Below are 25,186 nucleotides of genomic sequence, written 5' to 3'. Positions count from 1 at the left end.
TGACACATCATGGAAGAACGTCAAGCGCTTATCGACGCAACAGACAGCCGTGCACCGGACTGGGATCCGACCCAATCCCGCATCCTCGACGCAGCCGACGGGCTGATCGCTCGCCGAGGTGTGCACGGCGTGACGATCGCGGAGCTCGCTCGGCGTGCCGGACACAGCCGGCCCACCATCTACCGAAGCTGGAGCGACGCCGACGATGTCGTGCGCGCAGCTCTCCTCCGCAGGGTCGCCGCGATCCTCGAGCACTTCCAGACTCATGCCACCACCCGACGCGAGCTCGTCGACGACGTTCTCCGCTTCTCCGCGCTCTTCCGCGCCGACGCCGTGTACGGGCGACTTCTCGCGGAAGAGCCCGAAGCATTCACCCGATACACGTTGCAGCGGGTGGGATCGAGCCAGCGCCTGATCCTGGGCTGGCTGGCCACGGCGATCGGCGCGGCGCAGCGTGGCGGATCGGTTCGCGCCGGAGATCCTGGCGAGATCGCGGTCATGCTGCTGCTCATCGCCCAGTCGGCAGTGCTCTCGCACGGAACGGTCTCGGAGCTCATCTCCGAGGAATCGTGGGAGCGCGAGCTGCGAGCCGCACTCGACGGGTTGCTCCGGCCATGACCTCACACTCCCCCGACCTCAACGTCGCGCGTCGGGCCGCAGAACTGCGTCGCGCCGGCGACGAGACGGTCGATATCCTCGTGATCGGCGGTGGCATCACCGGGGTCGGTGTCGCGCTCGATGCTGCAGCACGGGGTCTGCGCGTCACTCTTCTCGAGGCGGAGGACCTCGCGTTCGGCACCAGCCGGTTCAGCTCGAAACTCGTGCACGGCGGGCTTCGCTACCTCGCCACAGGTGACGTCGCCACTGCGAAGGAGAGCGCCTTCGAGCGCCACCTGCTGATGACACGGATCGCGCCGCATCTCATCCGTCCGCTCGGTCAGCTCCTGCCCTTCACGACCGGAGTGACGGCGCGCCAGCGCGTCGCCGGGGCGATCGGGATGGCGATGGGAGACCTGCTCCGAATGCGAGCGCGTACGCCTCGTCGCTCCCTGCCTTCGCCGCGCCTCGTCTCGTCTCGAACGGCGCAGCGTCTCGTGCCTTCACTCGCCCACGCGGGCCTGCGGGGCGGGATGCTCTCATATGACGGTCAGCTCGTCGACGATGCCCGACTGGTCGTGACGGTCGCCAGGACCGCAGCAGGTCTCGGGGCGCGCATCCTCACCCGGGTGCGCGCTCTCGAGTTGCGTCGCGACGGCGCGACAGCGGAAGACGCGCTGACGGGCGAGCGTCTCGATGTGCGGGCGCGGACGGTCGTGAATGCCACCGGCGTCTGGGCCGGGAGCCTCGATGAGTCGATCACGGTACGTCCCAGCCGTGGGACCCATATCGTGCTCGATGCCGCCGATCTCGGCGACCCCGCGGCCGCGCTGACGATTCCGCACGAGGGGTCGATCAGTCGCTACGTGTTCGCCCTGCCGCAGGAGCACGGACGGGTGATCGTCGGGCTCACCGACGAAGACTCTCCGGGACCGGTGCCCCGCGTGCCCATGGCGACCGAGGGCGACATCGCCTTCCTGCTCACGAATCTCAACCGAGTGCTGTCCGCTCCGATCGCGCGGGATCAGGTCCGCGGATCATTCGCGGGGCTGCGCCCGCTGGTCGACACCGGCGCGACTTCGACGGCGGACATCTCCCGTCGCCATCTCGTCGCCATCTCAGGGACGGGCTTCGTCAACGTGCTCGGCGGCAAGCTGACCACCTACCGGCGGATGGCCGAGGACGCCGTCGATCTCGCCGTGGATGTCGCGGGGCTCGACGCGGGTCCCAGCAGCACGGCGTCCTTGCGGCTCACCGACACTGCCGTCGCTGTTGCGCCCGGCTGGGACCGCGGGCACGTGTCGCGCGCCACCATCGAGTTCGCCGTGCGTTCCGAGGGCGCGATGACCGCCGATGACGTGCTCGACCGACGCACGCGCGTCGGACTCGTCGACGAGGATCGGAAGCGCCAGCGGGCGGCCGTCGAATCCGTCGTCGCCGAGATCCTCTCGACGCTCGCCTGACGGCGCCGCACCACCGCAATCGGCGCCCCCGTATCCGCCTCGCGGCAGGCCGGGTAACGAGCGCGGAACAGCGCATGAACACCTTCGCGTGCGGGTCGAAGATGGCGAACTGCGCGCGCTCGAGAAGGCACAGTGGTGGCATGGACATGCTCCTCTCGATGCTGGGCGGCAAGGGAATGTCGGGCCTCTTCAAGACCGGCACGGCGATCCTCACGATCCTGCTGGTCGTGCCGGCGCTGTTGAAGATCTTCGTCGTCACGGTCGACGAGGGATGGGCGGCGATCCGCACGCGGAACGGAAAGCCGATCATCCGCAACCGACCGCAGCGTCGCCCCACGTCGCGCGGCGGTGCGGTGGGCGAAGTCGTCGTGCTCGACCCTGGGTCCCACGGAGCGTTCCCGCTGTTCTACTGGTACCGGCTCATCGATGTGCGCTGCCGCGCCACCGATCTGCCTGCGCGCGAGATGACCGGCGCGAACGGGCATCAGCACCGCGTGCATGCGTCGTTCGAGTGGCGTCCGATCCCGACCGGACGAGATCTCCGGGTCTTCGAACTCGACGTCGTCAACGTCAAGGAACGCGCCTCGAACATCGTCGGCGCGGCGCTGAGAGACGTCATCCGAGGACTCGACGGCGCGGAGCTGCCGCACAACGACGAGATCAACACCCGCGTGATCGCGGCCAGCGCCGAGGAGGTGCGCCGTGCGTGCGGAGTCGAGCTGGTGCGTGTGATGGTCACCGGCGACGCACTGACCGACGGCTATCTGCTCTCCACCGCACTCCGCGACTCCGACCGTGGAGCTCAGGCCGTCGCCGCCCTCCACGCGCTCAACTGATCTCCGGTTTCGCTGCTTTCCCGGTCAGCGCCTGATGCGCAGCACGTGACGTCGCTCAGCGACGTTCGTGGAGTGGCAGGTCCATCGTGCCGTTCGCACGAGCGTCCCGTGCGACCGGGATTCGCGTTCCGAGCACCTGAGAGACGACGTCCTGCGCGATCTTCGACGCGGTCAGGCCCGCGTCATCGAGGATCTGGTCGCGCGACGCGTGATCGATGAACTCGTCGGGGAGCCCCAGCTCGTCGACGGCCGTGTCGATGCCCGCCTCGCGAAGCACCTGACGAACGCGAGTGCCGATGCCACCGACGCGGATGCCGTCTTCGATGGTGATCACGAGACGATGCCGTGCGGCCATGCTCACGATCGAGGGCTGTACGGGGATCGCCCACCGAGGGTCGATCACCGTCGCGCCGATGCCCTGCGCGCGGAGCCGTTCGGCCACATCCATCGCGAGAGCCGCGAACGGGCCGATGGCGACCAGCAGGACATCCTCGGATTCTCCTCTGGCCAGCACGTCCACACCGTCGTGCAGCCGCTCGATCGCCGGCAGCTCGGGCGAGACATCGCCCTTGGGGAAGCGGATCACCGTGGGGGCGTCGTCCACCAGGACGGCCTCGTCGAGGGCCTCCGTCAGGCGCGCCGCGTCTCGCGGTGCGGCGATGCGGATGTGCGGGACGATCTGCAGCATCGCGAGGTCCCACATGCCGTGGTGGCTGGGCCCGTCGGGCCCGGTGACACCCGCACGGTCGAGGACGAAGGTGACGCCCGCGCGATGCAGCGCGACGTCCATCAGCACCTGGTCGAACGCGCGGTTCATGAAGGTCGCATACAGGGCCACGACGGGGTGCAGCCCGCCGAACGCGAGACCTGCGGCGGACGCCACAGCATGCTGCTCGGCGATGCCCACATCGTAGACACGGTCGGGGAAGCGCTCGGCGAAGGGAGCCAACCCCGTCGGACGCAGCATCGCTGCCGTCATGGCGATGACGTCATCACGACGTTCGCCGACCGAGACCAGCGCATCCGAGAAGACCTCCGTCCAGCCGGTGCCGCCTGACGAGAGCGTCTCGCCCGTGGTCGGATCGATGCGCCCGACAGCATGGAACTGATCGGCCTCGTCGTCGCGGGCGGGCTGGTAACCGCGCCCCTTCTCCGTGATGGCGTGCACGATGACCGGAGCGCCATAGGATTTCGCGAGTTCGAGGGTCTCGAGGAGTGCCGGGAGGTCGTGTCCGTCGACCGGTCCGAGGTACTTGATGTCGAGATTGGAATACAGCGCCTCGTTGTTCGTGAAGCGCGACAAGAATCCGTGCGTGCCGCCCCGTACACCGCGGAAGACCGCTCGGCCCACGGGCCCGAACGCCCGGAAGAGCCGATCGGACTTGTGGTGCAGCTCCTTGTAGGTCGCGGCGGTGCGCACCCGGTTCAGGTAACGCGACATCCCGCCGATCGTCGGAGCGTAGGAGCGCCCGTTGTCGTTGACGACGATCACCAGGTTGCGGTCGTTGTCGTCGGAGATGTTGTTGAGGGCCTCCCAGGTCATGCCGCCTGTGAGAGCGCCATCGCCGACCACTGCGACCACGTGACGATCGCCGCGACCGGTCGCGGTCAGCGCACGCGACACGCCGTCTGCCCAGCTAAGAGAGCTCGAGGCGTGGGAGGACTCGACCACATCGTGCGCGCTCTCGCCGCGCTGGGGATAGCCTGCGAGGCCACCGCGGACACGGAGCGACGAGAAGTCCTGCCGCCCCGTGAGCAGCTTGTGCACGTAGGACTGGTGGCCGGTGTCGAAGATGAACGGATCGTCGGGCGACGAGAAGGTCCGGTGCAGAGCGATCGTGAGTTCGACCACTCCGAGGTTGGGGCCCAGATGGCCGCCGGTTCGCGACACGTTCTCGACGAGGAACTCGCGGACCTCGCCGGCGAGTTCGATGAGCTGCTCCTCAGAGAGGGAGTCGAGATCACGGGGTCCTGAGATGCTCGGAAGAATGGGCATCTGCACCTCCTCATAGGCACCGTTGGCGGCATCCGATTCCGGTTCGAAAGCCTGATCGATCCTACCGCGGCCATCCGTGAAAGCTCGGAGAACGCCTCGCCCCTTGACAGGGACTTCCGCACACGCGAAAGGGCCCGGTTCCGAAGAACCGGGCCCTTTCGTCGTTGGATCAGACCAGCGAGCGCAACACGTACTGCAGGATTCCGCCGTTGCGGTAGTAGTCCGCCTCACCGGGGGTGTCGATACGCACCACTGCGTCGAACTCCACGACCTGCTTGCCCTCGGGCGAATCCTCCGTCGGCGTCGCGGTCACGCGCACCGTCTTCGGCGTCACACCGTTGTTGAGCTCTTCGAGGCCAGAGATCGAGACGACCTCGGTGCCGTCGAGACCGAGCGATTCCCAGCTCTCGCCGGCGGGGAACTGCAGCGGGACGACACCCATGCCGATGAGGTTCGAGCGGTGGATGCGCTCGAAGCTCTCGGTGATGACGGCCTTGACGCCCAGCAGGCTCGTGCCCTTGGCCGCCCAGTCTCGCGACGAGCCCGAGCCGTACTCCTTGCCACCGAAGATGACGAGGGGCGTGCCCTGCTCCTGGTAGTTCATGCTCGCGTCGTAGATGTACGACTGCGGTCCGCCCGGCTTCGTGAAGTCACGGGTGTACCCGCCCTCGACGACCTGACCGTCGTTGACAGCCGAGACCATGAGGTTCTTCAGGCGGATGTTCGCGAACGTGCCGCGGATCATGACCTCGTGGTTGCCACGACGCGATCCGAAGGAGTTGAAGTCCTTGCGGTCGACACCGTGCTCGGTGAGGTACTGCGCCGCAGGCGTGCCGGGCTTGATGTTGCCGGCGGGCGAGATGTGGTCGGTCGTGACCGAGTCGCCCAGGGTCGCCATGACGCGGGCGCCCTCGATGTCGCGCACCGGGGTGAGCTCCATCGTCATGCCGTCGAAGTAGGGCGCCTTGCGCACGTACGTCGAGTTCTCGTCCCACTGGAAGATGTCGTCGTCCGGGGTGGGCAGGCTGCGCCAGCGCTCGTCACCGTCGAAGACGGTCGAGTACTGCTTGATGAACTGCTCGCGCGAGATCGACGAGTCGACGAGCTCCTGGACCTCGGCCGGGGTGGGCCAGATGTCCCTCAGGAAGACGTCTTCGCCATCGGTTCCCTTGCCGAGCGCGTCGTTCTCGAAGTCGAAGTGCATCGACCCGGCGAGAGCGTAAGCGATCACCAGCGGAGGGCTGGCGAGGTAGTTCATCTTCACGTCGGGGCTGATGCGTCCCTCGAAGTTGCGGTTTCCCGAGAGAACCGCTGTCACGGCCAGGTCGTGATCGTTGATGGCCGCGGAGACCTCCTCGATCAGCGGGCCCGAGTTTCCGATGCAGATGGTGCAGCCGTAGCCGACGGTGTAGAAGCCGAGACCCTCGAGGTCCTTGTCGAGACCGGACTTCTCGTAGTAGTCGGTGACGACCTTCGAGCCGGGGCCGAGCGTGGTCTTGACCCACGGCTTCTGCTTGAGCCCCTTCTCGAGCGCCTTGCGGGCGACGAGACCGGCGGCGATCATCACCGAGGGGTTCGAGGTGTTGGTGCACGAGGTGATCGCCGCGAGGGTGACCGCACCGTTGTCGAGGATGTACTTCTCGCCGGACGGGGTCGTGACCGGCACGGGCTTCGACGCGTGCGCCGGAGCACCGCTGTTGATGTGCACAGGGCGAGTCGTGGCGGGCTCCTCCTCGCCGGGCACCGAACCGGGGTCGGATGCCGGGAAGGAGTGCTTCGACTCGAGATCGACGACGGAGTCCGAGGTCGATGCCGAGGCGTACGCGACGATGTCCTGCTCGAACTGCGACTTCGCCTCGGAGAGGAGGATGCGGTCCTGCGGGCGCTTCGGGCCGGCGATCGACGGCACCACGGTGCCGAGGTCGAGCTCGAGGTACTCGCTGAAGACGGGCTCCTTCGAGGCGTCGTGCCAGAGCGTCTGCTCCTTGGCGTAGGCCTCGACCAGCGCGACGGCCTCTTCGCTGCGACCGGTCAGGCGCAGGTAGTCGAGGGTGACGTCATCGATCGGGAAGATCGCGGCGGTCGAACCGAACTCGGGCGACATGTTGCCGATGGTGGCGCGGTTCGCGAGCGGCACGGAGGCGACGCCCTCGCCGTAGAACTCCACGAACTTGCCGACGACCCCGTGCTTGCGAAGCAGGTCGGTGATCGTGAGGACGACGTCGGTCGCCGTCACGCCAGCGGGGATCTCGCCCGAGAGCTTGAAGCCGACGACGCGCGGGATGAGCATCGACACGGGCTGTCCCAGCATCGCGGCCTCGGCCTCGATGCCGCCGACGCCCCAGCCGAGCACGCCCAGACCGTTGACCATGGTGGTGTGCGAGTCGGTGCCGACGCAGGTGTCGGGGTAGGCGCGAAGAACGCCGTCGACGTCGCGGTCGTAGATGACCTTGGCGAGGTGCTCGATGTTCACCTGGTGCACGATGCCGGTCCCCGGGGGAACGACCTTGAAGTCGCTGAAGGCCGTCTGGCCCCAGCGCAGGAACTGGTAGCGCTCGCCGTTGCGCTCGTACTCGATCTCGACGTTGCGCTCGAGAGCGTTCTCCGAGCCGAAGAGGTCGGCGATCACCGAGTGGTCGATGACCATCTCGGCGGGCGAGAGCGGGTTGATCTTGTTCGCGTCGCCGCCCAGCGCCGTGACGGCCTCGCGCATGGTGGCGAGGTCGACGATGCAGGGAACACCGGTGAAGTCCTGCATGACCACACGGGCCGGCGTGAACTGGATCTCGGTGCTCGGATCAGCCGCGGCATCCCACGAACCCAGGGCTTCGATCTGCGCCTTCGTCACGTTCGCGCCGTCCTCGGTGCGAAGCAGGTTCTCGAGGAGGACCTTGAGACTGAAAGGGAGCTTGTCGAAACCGGGCACCGTGTCGATGCGGAAGATCTCGTAGTCGGTGCTGCCGACCGTCAGGGTGCTCTTGGCACCGAAGCTGTTCACCGTGGACACGATTCCGTCTCCTTCTATTCGGATGGGAGCGACAGGCGCCTCCATCTTGCTCGCCAGCGAGCCCCTGCGGCTAGCAAGGCAGACCTAACCAGTCTGCTCTGCTCGGCCTCCGGGCGAAAGCCTGCAATTTATCTTGATGTCAAGATAAATCTATCACGACCGCCGCGTCGTGTCGGCATCGGCGGGGCGCGGATACAGCGCACGCACGACGAGCCAGGTGACAGCGATCAGCGGAGCGAACAGCGGCAGCCCCATGATGAGCTTCAGCGTGCCGAGCGCCGTGACGTCTCCGGCCAGGTACAGCGGCAGCTGCACCGCGAGACGCGCGAAGAACAGAGCAGCCCAGGCGATCCCGAGCCACAGGAACGCGCGACGCTTTCGGCGGTCACGCCTCCACGCGGTGCCCTCGCCCATCAGGAAGCCGACGGCGAGACCGATCAGCGACCAGCCGATCAGGGCCGAGACCAGCATGCCGGTGCCGTAGACGGCGTTGGTGATGAGCCCGGGGACGAAGTTGTCCTCGCCTCGCCCGGTCCACAGCGCGAGGGCAGCGGCCGCCGCCGCGGCCACGAGGCCTCCGATGGCAGCTGATGGCGGCGACTTCTGGATCAGCCTGACGACGGTGAACACCGCCGCGAGGCCGACCGACACTCCCAGCGGCAGGATCAGGGGTTCCGGGCGGATCGTGAAGAGGATGACGAACGCGAGGCTCGGCAGCACCGATTCGAGGATGCCACGCCATCCGCCCATCGCGGACCACACCACCTTGTGCGTCGCGTCGCTCTCGGTCGGGTCGAGACCCGCGCGTCGCGCTGCGCCGCCGAGCGCAGCCCCGACGATGTCGGATGCGCTCTGCTCGCGCTCGGGATCGGGAGCCGGGGTGGTCACGCGGAGCCGGGAGTCGCGGGCATCTTCAGCGGGATCAGGTCGCGCGGAGGCATCGGAGCTCCCCCTCGGACGACCACGATCGACCGGAAGAGATCCTCCACCTTGGCTGCGGCCTCGAGGTCCGACGCCGCAGCTCCGCCGATGACGCCACGAAGGAACCATCGGGGACCGTCGATGCCGATGAACCGGGCGAGCCGAAGCCCCGAACCCTCGTTGGCAGCCGCGGGGACCTCGGCGAGCAGCTCCTTGCCGAGCGGCCCCTCGCGCTCCTCGACCCGACCGCCCTGGGTGCGGACCTGATCGCGCAACTGCACGCGGGTCTCGTCCCACAGTCCGCCGGATCGCGGCGCTGCGAACGGCTGCACCTGGAGAGAGGAATCGGCGTAGTCGAGTCCGACGGCGACGATGCGCTTGGACTGCTCCTCGACCTCGAGTCGGAGGTTCAGTCCCTCGCGCGGCAGGATCTTGATGCCGCCGAGGTCGATGTACGGACGAACCGGGTTCGCCTCGGAGTCGTCGAAGGGACCCTGCGTCGCCCGGTCGTCCGGTGCCGACTTCGAGGGTGTCGCGTTGTTGTCAGTCATTGATCTGTCCTGCCGAAGATGAATGGAGTCCTGCCTGGTAGCCGGTCGAGCCGAAGCCGCCCTCGCCGCGGACGCTGTCCGGCAGCTCCTCGACCGGAATGAAGACAGCACGGGTCACGGGCATCACGATCAGCTGCGCGATGCGATCGCCGACGGCGACATCGTACGCCGTGTGGATGTCGGTGTTGATCAGACTCACCTTGATCTCACCGCGGTATCCGGCATCCACCGTCCCCGGCGAGTTCACGATCGAGATCCCGTGCTTGGCCGCGAGACCGCTGCGGGGAACGACGAACGCCGCGTAGCCCTCGGGAAGCGCGATGCGCACGCCGGTCGCGACGAGTGCCCGCTCCCCCGGTGCCAGATGAACGGCCTCGGCTGCCACCAGATCGGCTCCGGCATCGCCGGGGTGGGCGTAGCCGGGCACGACAGAGGCGATAATGGGGACATCAACGGATTCAGTCACCCCCCGAGGCTAATGCAGAACATCGCTCCTGACACGCGGACCCGCTACCGCGAGAGACTGTCCCCCAGCCTGTGGCTGCTGGTGACGGTCGCTCTGGCGGGCCCCATGGTGGCGCTCATCTTCGTGCCCATCGGCTCGACCGTCGCCCTGATCGTCGGGGCCGCCGTCTCGGCTGTGCTCGTGGTCGCCTTCATCGGCCTCGCCCCGGTCGTATCGGTCGACGGCGACGTGCTTCGGGCCGGTCGAGCGCACATCGAGGTCCGGCACCTCGGCACGCCCACAGCGCTGAGCGCCGAGGAGGCGCGCCAGGCGCGCGGACCCGGCCTTCCGGCACGAGGCTGGCATCTCATCCGCGGTGGTGTCGACGGTATCGTCGTCGTTCCGAACGACGACCCTGACGACCCCGTGGACACGTGGACCATCTCGACGCGCACTCCCGATCGGCTTGCGGCCGCGATCACCGCGGCACAGCGCTGACCCGACCACAAGACGACGCGCCCCTGACCGTGAGGTCGGGGGCGCGTGGGATCTTGTTCTCAGGTGCGCTCAGGCAGCGCACTCCTTGCAGATGGGGCCGGAAGCGCCCTCGTGGTCGAGCTGCGAACGGTGCTTCACGAGGAAGCAGTTCATGCAGGTGAACTCGTCCTGCTGCGCGGGCAGCACGACGACATCAAGTTCGAGGTCGGAAAGATCGGCTCCAGGGAGATCGAAGCTGGACGGGTTGTCCGCGTCCTCGTCGCCTGAGGAGCCGGAGAGCTTGTCCGGCACACGCTCCTTGAGGGCTTCGATCGACTCGGAGTCGTCTTCACTCTTGCGGGGAGCGTCGTAGTCGGTTGCCATGTGGTGAATCTCCACTTTCATGCGAGTGGGTGGTGCGCCGTCGGGGTAATCGGCGGCCATAGTTTGCATGACCGCGGAGGAATAAGCAAATGCCCGCGGCTGCGACAGACCAAACTCACGGCACGCCCAGAGTATTCCCGGTTCTGAGCAGCCTCGCGTGACACCATGAACGCACACCCATCAGAGGGGCATTCGCATGGAAAACGTCACCATCGTCGGCACAGAAGCAGGACTGCTCGTACTCGCGACCGAGTCGGGCGAGCGGTTCGCGCTGCCCATCGACGACGTCCTGCACCGCGAGATCCGGCGGGCGACGCGACAGAGCGAGCCCACCGCCCAGCGGCTCGCCGCGAGTCCGCGCGACATCCAGGCGCAGATCCGCGCCGGCCTCACGGCTCCCGAGGTCGCCGCACTCCTCGGCATCGGCGTCGACGACGTCATCCGCTTCGAAGGACCGGTTCTCGCCGAGCGCGAGCACGTCATCGGCCAGGCGCTCGCCGTGCCGGTGCTGATCGGCAGCGACGTGGAGCCCGACGCTCAGCCCACTTTCGGCACCGCGATCCGCGCCAAGCTGGCAGAGGTCGAGGCCTCAGCCGAGCGCTGGGCGAGCTGGAAGGACGACACCGGCTGGATCATCAAGCTCGAGTTCACCGCCAACGAGGTCGAGCACGACGCTCGGTGGAGCTTCGACCCCCGACGCAGCGCACTGGCGCCGCTCAACGCCGACGCCACCCAGCTGTCACGCCAGGGGTCGCTGCCCGACGGTCTCATCCCGCGCTTGCGCGCCGTCGAGGCCGAACGGCAGGCATCGCCCTACAAGGACGACAGCCGTTTCGACTCCGGCGCGTTCGGCCCCCGTCTGCTCCCGGCACCCGAGGCTGATGACGATGACAGCGTCGCGCCCGAGCGATCGGCGGCCGCTGTGCAGGATGCAGCCATCAAGCGTGCGCCCGAGTCGGCGACGACGAGCCCGGAGACCGCTGACCTGCTCGAGGCGCTGCGACGTCGGCGGGGTCAGCGCGAGACCGCGCCGATCCTCGACAACGCAGACGACGACGAGACGGACCAGAATCCGATCGCGTTGTTCGACGCCTTCGAGAACGACCAGCCCGACGACGACGAGCCGAAGGCCGCACCCGAGCCGTCGAGCGAGGGCAACGGCCGTCGCCGCCGCCGCAACGCGATGCCGTCATGGGACGAGATCGTGTTCGGAGCACGCACCGACGAATAGGCCGGGTGCCGGCGGTCAGCGGGCGAAGGCGCCGAACCTGAGCAGCGGGACCTGGCGCTCTTCCGGAGTCAGACCACCGTGCTGACCGATCATGCCTCGACTGCGTTGATCTGCCGCGGTGCCGTCGTAGACGGCCCCGTTGCCCCTGGCCACGACGAGAACGTCGCCGATCCGCGATGCTGCAGCCTGCGTCACCTCAGGGCCGAAGAAACCGGATGCGATCGTCTGCTCCCGGGTGCCGACGTCGGCGAGGCCCTCGAGGTCGCGACGCCACCGCTCGGCGACCTCCGCCGCATCGGCGTCCGGTTCGACGTAGACGTGCAGCATCCGGGGCTCTCCACCGATGTGCCCCACCCCGACGAGATGCTCGGCTGCGAGCACGATCTGCCGGTGTGCCGGCACGTCGAGCATGCCGTGGTCCGAGGTCACGAGGACGCCGACGCCGGGCGGCACGCGTCGCGACAGCGCGGCGTCGATCTCTTCGAGCGCCGACACCCACTGCACAGAGTCGAGGCCGTACCTGTGCCCGGCCTTGTCGGCTTCGGGCAGATAGCAGTAGATCAGTGAACCCGGGTGGCGCTCGGCGAGGTCGTAGGCCACCTCGACGCGCTCTGCGGGCGTCTGGGCGGCGACGAAATCGGCCCCGCGCAGCGTGGCTCGGGTGAACCCGCTCGCCGCGTAGGCGGCGACGCCCACGGCATAGGTCGGACGCCCCTCTGCGCGGGCGCGTTCGAAGACGGTCGGAGCAGCCTGCCAGGTCGCCGGATCCAGCCCTTCCGACTCCCAGCCGGTGAGCTGGTTGACCAGGATGCCCCGCGCGGGGTCGAGAACCCGGTAGCCGACCAATCCGTGCTGCCCCGGCCACACCCCGGTCAGAATGCTCGTGAGGGCGGCTGCGGTGGTCGACGGGAAGACCGAGTGCGCGACATCCTTCTTCGCCATCCCGGACGTGAGCGCCCTGGCATGGCCCGCATGGGCGCGCAGGCTGATGGCGCCGAGGCCGTCGATGAGCACGAGAACGACGGATTCGGCCCGCGGCAGGCTCGCCGATTCGCCGCGCAGAGCGGCGAACACGTCGTCCGCCACCCCGACGACGCTGCGGGCTGCGAGCGACTCGGACGGTAGAATGAGGGACATCCGAGCCAGTCTGACACAGGCTCCCGTACGCCCTCAGCCTCGCACCATTCAGGATGCCCATGCCGAAGACCCCGCCTGCCGAGCTCGCCCCCGAGCGAATCCAGGACATCGATCTCGAAACAGAGATGCAGGGCTCGTTCCTCGAATACGCCTACTCGGTGATCTACTCGCGGGCTCTGCCCGACGCTCGCGACGGCCTGAAGCCCGTGCAGCGTCGCATCCTCTATCAGATGGCCGAGATGGGGCTCCGTCCCGACCGCGGTCATGTCAAGAGCGCCCGCGTCGTGGGCGAGGTCATGGGAAAGCTGCACCCGCACGGCGACTCGGCGATCTACGACGCCCTCGTGCGCCTCGCCCAGGAATGGGCGCTGCGTGTGCCGCTGATCGACGGCCACGGCAACTTCGGCTCGCTCGACGACGGACCCGCAGCCGCTCGCTACACCGAGGCACGGCTGGCCTCCCCCGCGATGGCTCTCACCGAGAACCTCGACGAGGACGTCGTCGACTTCATCCCGAACTACGACGGTCAGTTCCAGCAGCCCTCCGTGCTCCCTGCCGCGTTCCCGAACCTCCTGGTCAACGGCGCGAGCGGCATCGCGGTCGGCATGGCGACCAACATGGCGCCGCACAACCTGATCGAGGTCGTCGCCGCAGCCACCCATCTGCTCGAGAACCCCGACGCCACCACCGAAGAGCTCATGGAGTTCGTGCCCGGCCCCGACTTCCCGTCGGGCGGCATCCTGATGGGGCTGGACGGCGTCAGAGACGCGTACGCCACCGGACGCGGCGCCCTGAAGGTGCGCGGCAAGGTGTCGGTCGAGCCGCTCGGACCGCGGCGCACCGGCATCATCGTGTCCGAGCTGCCCTACATGGTCGGCCCCGAGCGACTGATCGAGAAGATCCGTGACGCTGTGCAGTCCAAGAAGCTGCAGGGCATCAGCGACGTGACCGATCTCACCGACCGCAACCACGGGTTGCGCGTCGCGATCGGCATCAAGACCGGCTTCGACCCCAACGCCGTGCTCGAGCAGCTCTACCGACTCACTCCGCTCGAGGACTCCTTCAGCATCAACAACGTCGCCCTGGTCGACGGGCAGCCGCGCACGCTCGGGCTCAAGGAGATGCTGCGCGTCTACGTCGCGCACCGCATCGAGGTCATCACCCGTCGCAGTCGATATCGCCTCGCCCGCCGGGAAGAGCGCCTGCACCTGGTGGAGGGTCTGCTCATCGCGATCCTCGACATCGACGAGGTCATCCAGGTCATCCGCTCGTCCGACGACTCCGAGCAGGCACGTGCGCGCCTGCGCTCGGTGTTCGATCTCAGCGAGCTTCAGGCCGAGTACATCCTCGAGCTTCGCCTGCGACGCCTGACGAAGTTCTCGCGCATCGAGCTCGAGACCGAGCGCGACGCCCTGCTCGCCGAGATCGCCACGCTGCTCGAGCTGCTCGGGAGTGACGTGCTGCTTCGAGCGGTGGTCGCCCAAGAGCTGGATGCCGCGGCCGACGCATACGGCACCCCTCGCCGCACACTGCTGATGAACGCCGCGCCCCCGAAGCCGCGCGCCACGAAGGGTGCGGTCGACCTGCAGATCGCCGATGCTCCGACCGTGCTCGTGCTGTCGACGACGGGCCGTGCCGTGCGGGTCGACCTCGCCGAGGGTCAGGAGCTGACGCTTCCGGCGCGACGGAGCAAGCACGACGCGATCCTGACGACGGTCGAGACGACGGTTCGCGCCGAGATCGGTGCGCTGACCACCGAAGGCCGTGTGCTGCGTTTCTCCCCCGTGGATCTGCCGTCCGTACCGTCGTCCTCCGTGCAGCTCGCCGCGGGCGCCCCACTGCGCGACTATCTCGGCATCACCACTCGCGGAGAGCGGATCCTCGGTTTCGTGCGCTTCGACAGCGAGGTCCCGATCGCCCTGGGCACGGCACAGGGAACGGTCAAGCGCATCGTCCCGTCGACGCTGCCCGTGCGTCCCGATCTGGAGGTCATCGGCATGAAGCCCGGCGACACCGTCGTCGGAGCCGTGGAAGCTCAGGACGACGCAGACCTCGTGTTCGTGACGACCGACGCGCAGCTGCTGCGGTTCTCCGCATCCGCCGTGCGACCCCAGGGCGCTCCCGCCGGTGGAATGGCCGGCATCAAGCTGGGCTCCGGATCATCCGTGCTGTTCTTCGGCGCGGTGACGCCCGACGCGGATGCGGTCGTCGCCACCGTCTCGGGGTCGGACAGCATCCTGCCCGGCACCGAGCCGGGTCGCGCCAAGGTCACGCCCTTCTCGGAGTACCCGTCGAAGGGCCGAGCGACCGGCGGCGTGCGCGCACACTCGTTCCTGAAGGGCGAGGACCGTCTGACGGTCGCCTGGGTCGGGCCGAGCCCCGCGCAGGCGGTCGACCCGACGGGCGCGGTGCGCAAGCTCCCCGAGCCCGGCGCACGACGCGACGCATCGGGTCAGCCGATCGACGGCGTGATCGGGAGCATCGGCCGCACCCTGGTCTGAGACCTCGAGAGGGTTCAGCCTCCCTCTGCGGCGCCTGACTCGAGGGCGGCGCCTGCTCAGAGCCGGAGCGCGAGAACGTTGGCCGTGAGGCCTGCAGCAGTGCCGCACAGGATCACGGTGTCTCCGGCTCCGACTCGGCCGCTCTCGAGCGCGCGGGCGAGCATGAAGGGCACGGACGACGAGACCATGTTGCCGAACTCCCGCACCTCGTCGACCCGGCGTTCGACCGGGATTCCGAGGCGGTCGAGCATCGGCCCGAGCGCCGCCGACGCCTGGTGGGGCACCCAGAGCGCGACCTCGTCGTACGAGACGCCTGACGACCGATGGAACGTGTCGAAGAACTCGGGAAGCACGCGCATCATCCCCAGCAGCGCCCGTCGCCCGTTCATGTCGAAGAGGTAGTCGGCGGGGTCTCCGGCGGCATAGGCCTGCGCGGGCGATCCCGACAGTCCTCCCCTGATCTCGGTGTCGTGCGCATACGCGGGCCACGTGCGCTGAGCGCTGGCGATCACCCCCCGGTCGGCGTCGGCGGAGCGGCGCAGCACGACCGCGGCGCCCGCGTCGCTGAAGAGTTCGAAGCTCTCCCGCTGCTCCGGGTTGAGGAACCGCGTTCCGACGTCGCCCGCGAACACGAGGATCGTCTCGTGGTCACCGGCATCGAGGTACCGCGAGGCGATGTCGAGAGCCGTGATGAAGCTCGTGCAGGTCGAGTTCACGTCGAAGGCCGCCGCGTGCCCGGTGAGCGTGAGCCTCTCCAGCACGAGTGCGGCCGTGCACGGGATCGGCTGGATCCCCGCGGCCGACGCGCCGAGCACGAGGTCGACGTCGTTCGCCGGGATGTCCGCGTGCGCGAGTGCCCGCTCGCACGCCTCCGCCAGCATGTCGAGATGAGACACGTCGTCGTCGATGCGATATCGCGTCTCCTCCCCGAACCGGACGACGCGCGAAGGCAGAGACGACCCCCAGCCCACGATCTCGCAGTTCCTCACCATCTCCGGTCCCCCCATTCCTGCACCACGCGCCGCAGCTTCGCAGACCCGTCGCGCACATAGTCGATGAAAGTGATGTCCGGTCGCTCGCAGCCCAGCCGGTCGGCCAGCGCATGCACTTCGTCTTCGACGAGACGCCGAGATCGATCGTCGAGGGTGTCGAGCGCGATCTGCAGCCTCGACTCGCCGATCTGGGTGATGCGATACTCGTCGAAGCCGTCGGCGAAGAGCAGCGCGCGCGTGATCACATCGGCGAAGACGGGCAGATCGCGGCCGTCGAGCGACCGGAAGAGCAGCGTGTCGCCCTCTCGTCCCTCGATGCGCTCGATAGCCGTGAGCGCGCTGCCGCAGGGGCATGGACTCGTCCGCTCGCGCAGCACATCGCCGAGCCGATACCGCACGATCGGCTGCGCGCGGCGGCGCAGGTCCGTCACGATCGGCGTGAACCGTTCGGCATCCAGGGCCTCGCGCTCGACCAGGATGTTGTCCTCGTTCAGATGGATCACACCGTGCTCGCAGGTGTGCGCGAGGAAGCCCTCGGTGCACTGGTAGAGCTGGTGCAGAACGCTCTTACCGAGCGAGGCCGTGATGCGCTGCTCGTCGGAGATCTCGAGCACCTCGGCCACCGAGTACACGCGCTGCGGCACGACGTCGAAACCACCGGCATCGGCCGCACGCGCGATCAGCCTCAGCACCGATGGCGGAGCGACGAGGATCGTCGGTCGGTACTCCCGCAGCCGGGCGATGTTGGCGTCCATGTCGGCGTACACGTCGAAGTACCGGAAGGAGACCGCCCGCGAGCCGACCGATTCATACAGAGTGTTGTCCGCCCTGAGGAACAGCGCTATCCGATGTCCGAAGAGCGTGCCCCGAGGCAGAGTGCGGGCGAGCACGGTTCCCACCCAGGCATCGCGCTCAGCGCTGCTCACCACGAAGAGGCCGCGGTGGCCGCTGGTGCCGCTCGACAGCCCGACCGAGTTCGAGCCCAGGTCAGCGTCGAAGTCTCGGGAGCGCTCGTTCGCGATCGCCAGTGCGAGCGCCTCGTCCTTCCCGACGCCGACCGTGTTGATCTCGTCGAAGCGACTCATCATGACGCTCTTGTCCATGAGCGGCAGATCCGAGAACGAGCGCGTCGCCAGAAGGTCGCGGAAGTAGGGCGACCGCCGTCGCAGGAACCTCAGGTGAGAGCGCAGCAGACGCCGCTGACGCCGCTCGATCGCAGCCGGAGTGCGCAACGGACGAAACCACCGCACCGCGACGAACTCACGCAGGATCCGGAGCTTCGACATCAGCTCAACAGCTCCTTCGCCTCGAGCGGATCATGACTGCAGACCACGCGGATGCCGGAGGCCGCGAGCTCGCCGAGACTCCGTGCCGTGACGGCGTAGAGGTCCGTATCGTGCTGGACGGCGCGGGGCAGGGCTCTCAGATTCCCGGAGGCGTGGATCAGATCGCTCCCCCACGCCGCATCGCCGGCGAGCAGCACGCGGTCATCGATCAGCGCGCCGAGGTGCCCATCGGCATGGCCGGGCAGATCGACCACGAGGTACGAGCCGTCGCCGAGAAGATCGTGAGCGCGCAGTGCGGTGCCCCCGACCTCGACGGTGGAGAACGCCTCGTCGTCGAGCACGATCCGCTCGGCATCCGAGAACCAGGTCGGGAACAGGCCGGTGAGCACCCCTGCGCGCAGACGTGGAGCCGACAGCGTCCGCTCGTGCCCCGCGCTCAGCACGAAGGTGGCATGCGGGAAGCGACGGGCTCCCCCGACGTGGTCCGGGTGCAGGTGAGACAGCACGACGTGAGAGACGGATGCCGGGTCGACGCCGTCTGCGAGAAGGCGGGCGGCCACATCGTCGGCGTCGCGGACAGTCGGCGGAAGCAGACGGCGATAGATGGCACCGCGCCAGCCGGTGTGCCACTCACCCGTCGCGTAGCCGGTGTCGAACAGCACGCGTCGGCCGCCCGCGGCGTCGTACAGGAACACGCCGGAGGGGAACTCGCGGACGCCACGCGGTGCTCCGCGGAACATCGCGCCGACGTCATGCGAGGTGCTGCCGCAGACGTAGTGGCGGAGGCGACCGGTCACGCGTTCTCCCTCAGGTGCGCCGCCACTCCGGCCAGTGCGTCATCGAGCGACACCTCGGGGCGGTATCCCAGCTCCGTCTTCGCACGCGTGATGTCGAGGGTCTGCGAGTAGGCGATCGTGCTGAGCGTGTACCGGGTGAGCGGCGGCTCCGGCCGCGAAGGCAGCAGTGAGGAGACCCTCTCCAGAGAGGATGCCAGGGCCCACGCCGCTCGCCGATTCATCGGGCGGAATCGCGGGGTCTCCCCCATCCGCTCGAGCAGGATCGTGAGCAGCTCGCGGAATCGCCGCGGGTCGTCGTTGGTGATGTTGTACACCCCGCCCGCGGCGTCGCCCCGAGTCAACGCGAGCCGCAGCGACGAGGCCACGTTCTCGACCGCCGTGACGTCGATGAGGTTCTCGCCGCCGTCGAACACCGGCACGCCGATGCGCGCGTGAACGTCGAGGAGACGGGGCACGAGGCTCGGATCGCCCACGCCGATCAGGCCGCGAGGACGCACGATCACGAGCTCCGAGATCGTCCGGCTGTCCAGCGCCTCGAGAAGCAGATCCTCTGCGGCGATCTTCGAGCGGATGTACCCGTTCAGCCGATTGGAGCGGTCCACATCGGATTCTCTGATGTCGATGCGGTTCCGAGGGGCGGCGTACACGCTGGGCGACGACACATGCACGACACGGCGCACCCGGTTACGACGGGCGAACTCGATGACGTGACCGGTGCCTTCGATGTTCGCCTCGCGGAAGTGCCTCCAGTGCCCCCAGGGCGTCGACAGCGCAGCGCAGTGGATCACGGCGTCCACCGGGAGGTCCCGCGAGCGGAGCGAAGCCAGGTCGCCGAGCACGCGGTGCTCGTCATCGGCCACCCGCACGAGTGCCTGCTCGTTGCGACCGGCGGCGAACACCTCGTATCCGTGTCTCTGCAGCTCGGGCACGACGTAGCCGCCGAGGAACCCGCTCGCCCCCGTCACCAGCACACGGGCTCCGGACATGCTCATCACGATAGTCGTCCTATTGTGGTCGAGTGCGCATCGCCATGGTCACCGACTACTACCTGCCCACGCTCGGCGGCGTGCAGACCGTCATCAAGGCGCACCGAGAGGCACTCGAGCATGCCGGACACGAGGTCTTCGTGTTCGCGCCCCTGGCCGAGTCCGGCGATGACCCGCACGTCGTGCGCCTTCCGACCGCTCGTGGCTTCGCGCCTGACGGGTACCCGTTCGCCTGGCCCCCCGCAGCGGTCGCGACGGCGCTCACCGACGGCCTGCGCTCGCGCGGCGTCGAGCTCGTCCACGTGCACACCGAGATGTTCGCGGCGCTGGGCGGTTTCCAGGCGGCGGACACTCTGGGCCTGCCGGTGGTGCAGACCATGCACGGGCGCATCGACGTCTACACCCGCTCCGTGCTGCCGCTGCCCTCGATCACCACGGCGCTGCTTGCCGGCATGCACCGCCGCCGCCTGAGCCACGACGGCGTGACTGTCGACGGCAACGCGCCCTACGCGAAGACGCCAGCGGCACGGCGCATGTGGCGACTCATGGTCAGCCAGGCGAACCACGCCGATCAGGTCATCGTGCCCTCAGCCCACTTCGCGGCGAAGCTGTCGGCTCAGGGTGTGCGAACGCCGCTCACCGTGCTCTCGAACGGTCTGGAGGCGACGGTGCTCGACAAGGTCGGCACTCCCCCGCCGCGCACCCTCGACCCCGGAGAGCCGCTTCGTGTCGTGTGGTGCGGCAGGCTCTCCCCCGAGAAGCGTCCTGAGGTCTTCGTCGACGCGGTGAAGCAGATCTCCGGCATCCGAGCCGAGATGTTCGGCGACGGTGTGGCCAGACGTCGCGTCGCCGCGGCATCGGCCGGCATGCCGCCCGGCCGACTCACGGTGCACGGCGGCGTCGCCCAGTCACGCGTGCTCGAGGCGATGCGGGACGCTCACGTCCTGGTGTCGAGTTCTCACGACTTCGACAACCAGCCGATGGTGATCCTCGAGGGGATCGCCGCCGGTCTGCCGGTGATCGTCACTGATCCCGACCTCGTCGAGATGCTGCCCGACGGCGGCGGTGTCATCACCCGCACACCGGATGCCGAGGGCCTGGCGGCCGCGATCCGAGAGTTGCGCGACGATCCGGCACGGATCACACGGATGAGCGCAGCGGCGATCGCTCATCGCGAGAGAGTCGCTCAGGACACACACCGCGACGCACTGCTGGACGTCTACCGAGCCGCTCTGGCTCCGCAGCGCTGACGATCAGGCGTCGATCGACTCGCGCGACAGACGGTCGGACGAGTCGATGATGAACTCGCGACGGGGTGCGACCTCGTTGCCCATCAGCAGCTCGAACACCCGACCGGCGGCCTCGGCATCCTCCATGCGCACGCGGCGCAGCAGGCGTCCGCCACGCTCCATCGTGGTGTTGGCGAGCTGCTCCGCATCCATCTCACCGAGCCCCTTGTAGCGCTGGATCGGCTCGTGCCACCGCTTGCCCGACTTGCGGAGCTTTGCGAGCAGCGCGTGCATCTCCTGCTCGCTGTACGTGTAGATCGTCTCGTTGGGCTTGGAACCCGGATTCATCACGATCACACGGTGCAGCGGGGGCACAGCGGCGAACACACGACCGTGCTCGATGAGCGGACGCATGTACCGGTAGAAGAGCGTGAGCAGCAGCGTGCGGATGTGCGCGCCGTCGACATCGGCGTCGCTCATCAGGATCACCTTGCCGTACCGTGCAGCGTCGATGTCGAAGCTGCGCCCGGAGCCCGCGCCGATCACCTGGATGATCGAGGCACACTCGGCGTTCGAGAGCATGTCGCCCACCGACGCCTTCTGCACGTTGAGGATCTTGCCGCGGATCGGCAGCAGCGCCTGGAACTCGCTGTTGCGCGCGTTCTTGGCGGTGCCGAGAGCAGAGTCGCCCTCGACGATGAACAGCTCACTGCGCTCGACCTCGTTGGTGCGGCAGTCGACCAGCTTGGTCGGCAGTGTCGACGACTCGAGGGCGTTCTTGCGCCGCTGGGTCTCTTTGTGGGCTCGAGCAGAGACTCGAGCCTTCATCTCGGCGACGACCTTGTCGAGCAGCTGCGTCGCCTGGCTCTTGTCGTCGCGCTTGGTCGAGCTGAACCGGGCAGCGAGGTCCTTGCGAAGCACCTGCGCGACGATCTGACGCACAGCCGGTGTGCCGAGGATCTCCTTCGTCTGGCCCTCGAACTGCGGCTCGGGAACGTTCACGGTGAGCACCGCGGTGAGCCCGGCGAGGACGTCGTCCTTCTCGAGCTTGTCGTTGCTGCCGACCTTCAGCCGGCGCGCGTTCTGATCGACCTGAGCCCTGAGCACCTTGAGCAGCTCCTGCTCGAAGCCCTGGTTGTGCGTGCCGCCCTTGGGCGTGGCGATGATGTTCACGAACGAACGGGTCGTCGTGTCGTAGCCGGTGCCCCACCGCATCGCGATGTCGACAGCGCAGACCCGCTCGACCTCGGTCGCGATCATGTGACCGTCGGCCTGCAGAACCGGAACGGTCTCCTTGAAGGTTCCTTCACCCTGGATGCGCCAGGTGTCGGTGACGGGTGCATCGTTCGCGAGGTATTCGACGAACTCCGAGATGCCTCCGTCGTAGCGGTAGGAGGTCTCGGTGGGCTGCCCCTCGACCTCGGAGCCGTTGGCCGCGCGCTCATCGCGGATCACGAGCTCCAGTCCCGGCACGAGGAAGGCCGTCTGACGCGCACGGGTCACCAGGTCGTTGAGCTGGAACGCGGCGTCCTTGGTGAAGATCTGGTGGTCCGCCCAGTAGCGGATGCGGGTGCCGCTCGTACCTCGGGGGGCCTTGCCGACCACGCGCAGCTCGCTCTTGTCCTGGAACGGCGTGAACGGGGCGTCCGGCCGCTTCTCCCCCTTGTCGGCGAAGAGTCCTGGCTCGCCGCGGTGGAACGACATGGCGTAGGTCTTGCCGCCTCGGTCGACCTCGACGTCGAGTCGCTCGGAGAGTGCGTTGACCACAGACGCGCCGACACCGTGCAGACCGCCGGATGCCGCGTACGACCCGCCGCCGAACTTGCCGCCGGCATGCAGCTTCGTGAAGACGACCTCGACGCCGGTGAGGCCGGTGCGAGGCTCGACGTCGACGGGGATGCCTCGGCCACGGTCGTGCACCTCGACGCTGCCGTCCTCGTGCAGGATGATGTCGATCTTCGAGCCGTTGCCCGCGACGGCCTCGTCGACGGCGTTGTCGATGATCTCCCAGAGGCAGTGCATCAGGCCCGGCGATCCGTTCGAACCGATGTACATACCGGGACGCTTGCGGACGGCCTCGAGCCCTTCGAGCACCTGGAGATGATGGGCGGAATACTCGGCGGTCACAATCTCCGAGTCTATTCGCGATGCCCCTGATCGAGCCGCAGACACTCCCCGCGAACGCCCAGGACGGGTGCTGTGCGTACGCGCTGAGCGAAACACGCCGCAAACCGGGCATGCGTACAGCGTCAGCGTGGTTGTATTGAACACGCCCAACCAGCGAACCCGACACTCAAGGAGGCACCATGATGAACGCAACGACCGAACGTGAGACCTCCGCCGTCGAGTTCCGCCTGACCGCCATGGATCGCTGTGATTCGTGTGGTGCTCAGGCCTACATCGCCGCCGAGGTTAACGGCTCCGAGCTCCTCTTCTGCGCACACCACGGGCGCAAGTACGAAGAGAAGCTCCGCAGCATCGCAACGAGCTGGCACGACGAGACCGCTCGCCTGATCGACTGATCAGCTGCGGTTCGATCCGCCTCGGAGCCCGTCATCTGACGGGCTCCGCTTTCGTTAAGGCGTGCTCACCCGTCGGACGCGAGCGGTGAGGCGGGTCAGGATCTCCTCGCCGACGGTGTCGATGCGCTCGGCGAGGCTTGTCGCGCTCGACTCGCCGTGCTCGCCTGCACCGAAGATCCAGACCGAGTCATCGAGCTGCATGCCGGGCCACCCCTCGACCACCGAAGTCGTCGAGTCGATGCGTAGAAGTTCGCAAGCCCCCGCGGGCGTGCCGACTCGGGCCCCTGCCAGCGTCGACGGAATGCCGTCGAATGCGCCGATGCCCACCACGGCGTTCCCGTCGACGATGTCGACGACCGTCGCGGTGAGCTCCGCCACCGGTGTCACCCCCGCGAGGTCAGGGCCATCAGCCGAGCGGACGCCGTAGCAGAACGCTCCGATCCGTGACACCGAGCCGCGAAGCTCAGGACGCCACCATGAGGCGGCGGATGCCGTCAGGTGCAGTGCCTCGGGAGTCGTGCCCGACTGCTCCGCCACTCGCACAGCATCGAGGAACACACCCTGAGCCTCGTCGTCCTCGCCATCGCTCGCCTCGGCGAGATGGCTCCAGATGCCCACGAGCTGCAGATGCCCTGCGGCCTCACCTGCGCGCACGTCGTCGATGGCGCGGTCCCACTCATCCGGCAGCAGACCGTTGCGATGCAGCCCGGTATCGATCTTCAGGTGGATCCGCGCCCGCACTCCCAATCGCTCCGCCACGGCCGTGATGCGCGCCAGGTACTCCGCCGATCCGACTCCCAGGTCGATGCGTGCGCGCAGCGCCTCGTCGACCTCGTCATCGGTCGAGGTGGCCCAGGCGAAGATCCGTCCGGTGTCGCCCAGCACGCGCCTGGTCTCGACTCCGCTGCGGACGTCGTACGCGCCGTACCACTCGACGCCCCTTCCCTTCGCGGCCTCCACGGCCCAGCGCAGACCGTGGCCGTAGGCGTCGTCCTTCAGCACGATCATGAGCTCCGACGGATCGATGCGATCGCGCACTGCGCGGATGTTCGATCTGAAACGGTCTGTGTCGACGCGCAGCTCCGGACGGCTCATGCCTCCCACCCCCGCTCCGCATGGAAGCCCGCGACGGTGACAAGTTCGGCGATCGTGAGCCCTGTCACCGCCTCCCACCTGGCGAGGCCGGGAGCGGCAGGTCCGTGTCCTCCGAAGTACGTGGCGTCGGCTCCGGGGGCGACTCCGGCCGACCCCTGCAGATCGATCACGCAGACGTCCATCGCGACACGCCCGATGATCGGACGCTGCACTCCCTCGATCTCGACATGGGCGGCATTGCCCAGAGCACGAACGATCCCCTGCGCGTATCCGCCGGTCACCAGTGCGGCGGTCGTATCGCGCGCAGCTCGATGCGTATAGCCGTACGAGACCGCGTCTCCGGCTGCGAGCGGCTTAGTTGAGAGCACCCGACCCACCAGACGCATCACCGGCCTCGTCCGCAGCGTTCCGTCAGAGTCAGGCAGTCCGTAGAGCAGGGACGGATCGATGTCGGCAGCGCCGTCCGTCACCGCGTCGATCCCCTCCAACGCCAGCGCCTCCACCTCTGCCGTGCAGTCCACCCGCACGGCAGACGCGCCGGCCGCGACGACGGCGTGCGCGACAGCGAGCAGGCCGTGTCCCCACGCATCCCGGCGAAGGTCGGCCACGGTGCCCCCGGCATCGACCGCTGCAGCCGATGCGGCGGCCAGCGCCGACCGCGAGATCATCGCGCGCGGACGGGAGCTCGATGTCTTCTCACACACGTTTCCAGCCTAGCTCCGCCTTCTCAGGA

General features: G+C 68.1%; 22 protein-coding genes. 8 read left to right on the top strand and 14 right to left on the bottom strand.

Annotation, left to right across the window (positions count from 1 at the left end; genetic code table 11):
* Positions 1–9: 9 nt before the first annotated feature.
* The 3 genes from ACLKOY_RS02280 (at position 10) to ACLKOY_RS02270 (ending at position 2,896) form a co-directional block, all read left to right on the top strand.
* Positions 10–618 carry a TetR/AcrR family transcriptional regulator gene (locus ACLKOY_RS02280; protein WP_436452253.1) on the top strand — a complete coding sequence of 203 codons (609 nt, stop codon included), beginning with the start codon at positions 10–12 and terminating at the stop codon, positions 616–618.
* Positions 615–2,060: a glycerol-3-phosphate dehydrogenase/oxidase gene (locus tag ACLKOY_RS02275; RefSeq protein ID WP_436452251.1), complete on the top strand. Its 1,446-nt coding sequence runs from the start codon at positions 615–617 to the stop codon at positions 2,058–2,060. Before ACLKOY_RS02280 ends, ACLKOY_RS02275 begins: the two co-directional genes overlap by 4 nt.
* A gap of 140 nt (positions 2,061–2,200) precedes the next feature.
* Positions 2,201–2,896 carry an SPFH domain-containing protein gene (locus tag ACLKOY_RS02270; RefSeq protein WP_436452250.1) on the top strand — a complete coding sequence of 232 codons (696 nt, stop codon included), beginning with the start codon at positions 2,201–2,203 and terminating at the stop codon, positions 2,894–2,896.
* 55 nt (positions 2,897–2,951) lie between these two features.
* Here ACLKOY_RS02270 and dxs read toward each other — a convergent pair whose 3' ends face one another.
* From dxs to dut, 5 genes are all read right to left on the bottom strand, one after another.
* The gene (gene dxs / locus ACLKOY_RS02265) at positions 2,952–4,892 is read right to left on the bottom strand and encodes a 1-deoxy-D-xylulose-5-phosphate synthase (RefSeq protein ID WP_436452249.1); all 1,941 of its coding nucleotides are present in this window, start codon (positions 4,890–4,892) and stop codon (positions 2,952–2,954) included.
* 169 nt (positions 4,893–5,061) lie between these two features.
* Positions 5,062–7,899 carry an aconitate hydratase gene (locus tag ACLKOY_RS02260; protein WP_436452248.1) on the bottom strand — a complete coding sequence of 946 codons (2,838 nt, stop codon included), beginning with the start codon at positions 7,897–7,899 and terminating at the stop codon, positions 5,062–5,064.
* A gap of 153 nt (positions 7,900–8,052) precedes the next feature.
* On the bottom strand, positions 8,053–8,787 hold the full coding sequence (locus ACLKOY_RS02255) for a DUF3159 domain-containing protein (RefSeq protein WP_140037185.1): 735 nt from the start codon (positions 8,785–8,787) through the stop codon (positions 8,053–8,055).
* Complete coding sequence (locus ACLKOY_RS02250; protein ID WP_140037186.1) at positions 8,784–9,371, bottom strand: DUF3710 domain-containing protein; 588 nt, start codon at positions 9,369–9,371, stop codon at positions 8,784–8,786. The genes ACLKOY_RS02255 and ACLKOY_RS02250 overlap by 4 nt, the downstream gene beginning before the upstream one ends.
* Entirely contained in the window at positions 9,364–9,837 is a 474-nt protein-coding gene (gene dut, locus ACLKOY_RS02245; RefSeq protein ID WP_140037187.1) for a dUTP diphosphatase, read from the bottom strand. Before dut ends, ACLKOY_RS02250 begins: the two co-directional genes overlap by 8 nt.
* A gap of 12 nt (positions 9,838–9,849) precedes the next feature.
* On the opposite strand from dut, the gene ACLKOY_RS02240 reads away from it, so the two are divergent.
* Positions 9,850–10,314 carry a DUF3093 family protein gene (locus ACLKOY_RS02240; protein WP_436452247.1) on the top strand — a complete coding sequence of 155 codons (465 nt, stop codon included), beginning with the start codon at positions 9,850–9,852 and terminating at the stop codon, positions 10,312–10,314.
* A gap of 69 nt (positions 10,315–10,383) precedes the next feature.
* Here the strand turns inward: ACLKOY_RS02240 and ACLKOY_RS02235 are convergent, their stop codons facing one another.
* Positions 10,384–10,677, bottom strand: coding sequence for a DUF4193 domain-containing protein (locus ACLKOY_RS02235; protein ID WP_042540214.1), 294 nt, complete (start codon positions 10,675–10,677; stop codon positions 10,384–10,386).
* Positions 10,678–10,873: 196 nt separating this feature from the next.
* Here ACLKOY_RS02235 and sepH point away from each other — a divergent pair, with 196 nt between their 5' ends.
* Positions 10,874–11,908, top strand: a complete 1,035-nt coding sequence (gene sepH / locus ACLKOY_RS02230; RefSeq protein ID WP_436452246.1) for a septation protein SepH — start codon at positions 10,874–10,876, stop codon at positions 11,906–11,908.
* Positions 11,909–11,923: 15 nt separating this feature from the next.
* Here the strand turns inward: sepH and ACLKOY_RS02225 are convergent, their stop codons facing one another.
* Positions 11,924–13,045 (bottom strand): alkaline phosphatase family protein, encoded by a 1,122-nt coding sequence (locus ACLKOY_RS02225; RefSeq protein WP_436452245.1) that lies wholly within the window; start codon positions 13,043–13,045, stop codon positions 11,924–11,926.
* 59 nt (positions 13,046–13,104) lie between these two features.
* Here ACLKOY_RS02225 and ACLKOY_RS02220 point away from each other — a divergent pair, with 59 nt between their 5' ends.
* Positions 13,105–15,546, top strand: a complete 2,442-nt coding sequence (locus ACLKOY_RS02220; RefSeq protein WP_436452244.1) for a DNA gyrase/topoisomerase IV subunit A — start codon at positions 13,105–13,107, stop codon at positions 15,544–15,546.
* A gap of 56 nt (positions 15,547–15,602) precedes the next feature.
* Here the strand turns inward: ACLKOY_RS02220 and ACLKOY_RS02215 are convergent, their stop codons facing one another.
* From ACLKOY_RS02215 to ACLKOY_RS02200, 4 genes are read right to left on the bottom strand one after another with little or no spacing between them, the layout of a single operon-like run.
* Positions 15,603–16,538, bottom strand: coding sequence for a 3-oxoacyl-ACP synthase III family protein (locus ACLKOY_RS02215; protein WP_436452243.1), 936 nt, complete (start codon positions 16,536–16,538; stop codon positions 15,603–15,605).
* Complete coding sequence (locus tag ACLKOY_RS02210; protein WP_436452242.1) at positions 16,532–17,824, bottom strand: F390 synthetase-related protein; 1,293 nt, start codon at positions 17,822–17,824, stop codon at positions 16,532–16,534. Before ACLKOY_RS02210 ends, ACLKOY_RS02215 begins: the two co-directional genes overlap by 7 nt.
* Positions 17,824–18,621, bottom strand: a complete 798-nt coding sequence (locus tag ACLKOY_RS02205) for an MBL fold metallo-hydrolase (RefSeq protein WP_436452241.1) — start codon at positions 18,619–18,621, stop codon at positions 17,824–17,826. Before ACLKOY_RS02205 ends, ACLKOY_RS02210 begins: the two co-directional genes overlap by 1 nt.
* The gene (locus tag ACLKOY_RS02200) at positions 18,618–19,607 is read right to left on the bottom strand and encodes an NAD-dependent epimerase/dehydratase family protein (protein ID WP_436452240.1); all 990 of its coding nucleotides are present in this window, start codon (positions 19,605–19,607) and stop codon (positions 18,618–18,620) included. Before ACLKOY_RS02200 ends, ACLKOY_RS02205 begins: the two co-directional genes overlap by 4 nt.
* Before the next feature lie 32 nt (positions 19,608–19,639).
* On the opposite strand from ACLKOY_RS02200, the gene ACLKOY_RS02195 reads away from it, so the two are divergent.
* Positions 19,640–20,857 (top strand): glycosyltransferase, encoded by a 1,218-nt coding sequence (locus tag ACLKOY_RS02195; RefSeq protein ID WP_436452239.1) that lies wholly within the window; start codon positions 19,640–19,642, stop codon positions 20,855–20,857.
* A 3-nt stretch (positions 20,858–20,860) separates the two neighbouring features.
* On the opposite strand, the gene ACLKOY_RS02190 is transcribed toward ACLKOY_RS02195, so the two are convergent.
* Complete coding sequence (locus tag ACLKOY_RS02190; RefSeq protein ID WP_436452238.1) at positions 20,861–22,963, bottom strand: DNA gyrase/topoisomerase IV subunit B; 2,103 nt, start codon at positions 22,961–22,963, stop codon at positions 20,861–20,863.
* Between the two features lie 182 nt (positions 22,964–23,145).
* Between ACLKOY_RS02190 and ACLKOY_RS02185 the strand changes: the two genes are divergently transcribed.
* Entirely contained in the window at positions 23,146–23,358 is a 213-nt protein-coding gene (locus ACLKOY_RS02185) for a DUF7455 domain-containing protein (protein WP_042540282.1), read from the top strand.
* 54 nt (positions 23,359–23,412) lie between these two features.
* Here ACLKOY_RS02185 and ACLKOY_RS02180 read toward each other — a convergent pair whose 3' ends face one another.
* Positions 23,413–24,453, bottom strand: coding sequence for an alanine racemase (locus tag ACLKOY_RS02180; protein ID WP_436452237.1), 1,041 nt, complete (start codon positions 24,451–24,453; stop codon positions 23,413–23,415).
* Positions 24,450–25,157 carry an alanine racemase gene (locus tag ACLKOY_RS02175; protein ID WP_436452236.1) on the bottom strand — a complete coding sequence of 236 codons (708 nt, stop codon included), beginning with the start codon at positions 25,155–25,157 and terminating at the stop codon, positions 24,450–24,452. Before ACLKOY_RS02175 ends, ACLKOY_RS02180 begins: the two co-directional genes overlap by 4 nt.
* Between the last annotated feature and the right edge of the window lie 29 nt (positions 25,158–25,186).

It is taken from the genome of Microbacterium sp. K2 (assembly GCF_051365005.1).
GTDB lineage: Bacteria > Actinomycetota > Actinomycetes > Actinomycetales > Microbacteriaceae > Microbacterium > Microbacterium foliorum_B.
The sequence above is the reverse complement of the archived record's forward strand: the minus strand, read 5'-3'. Positions and strand labels throughout refer to the sequence as shown.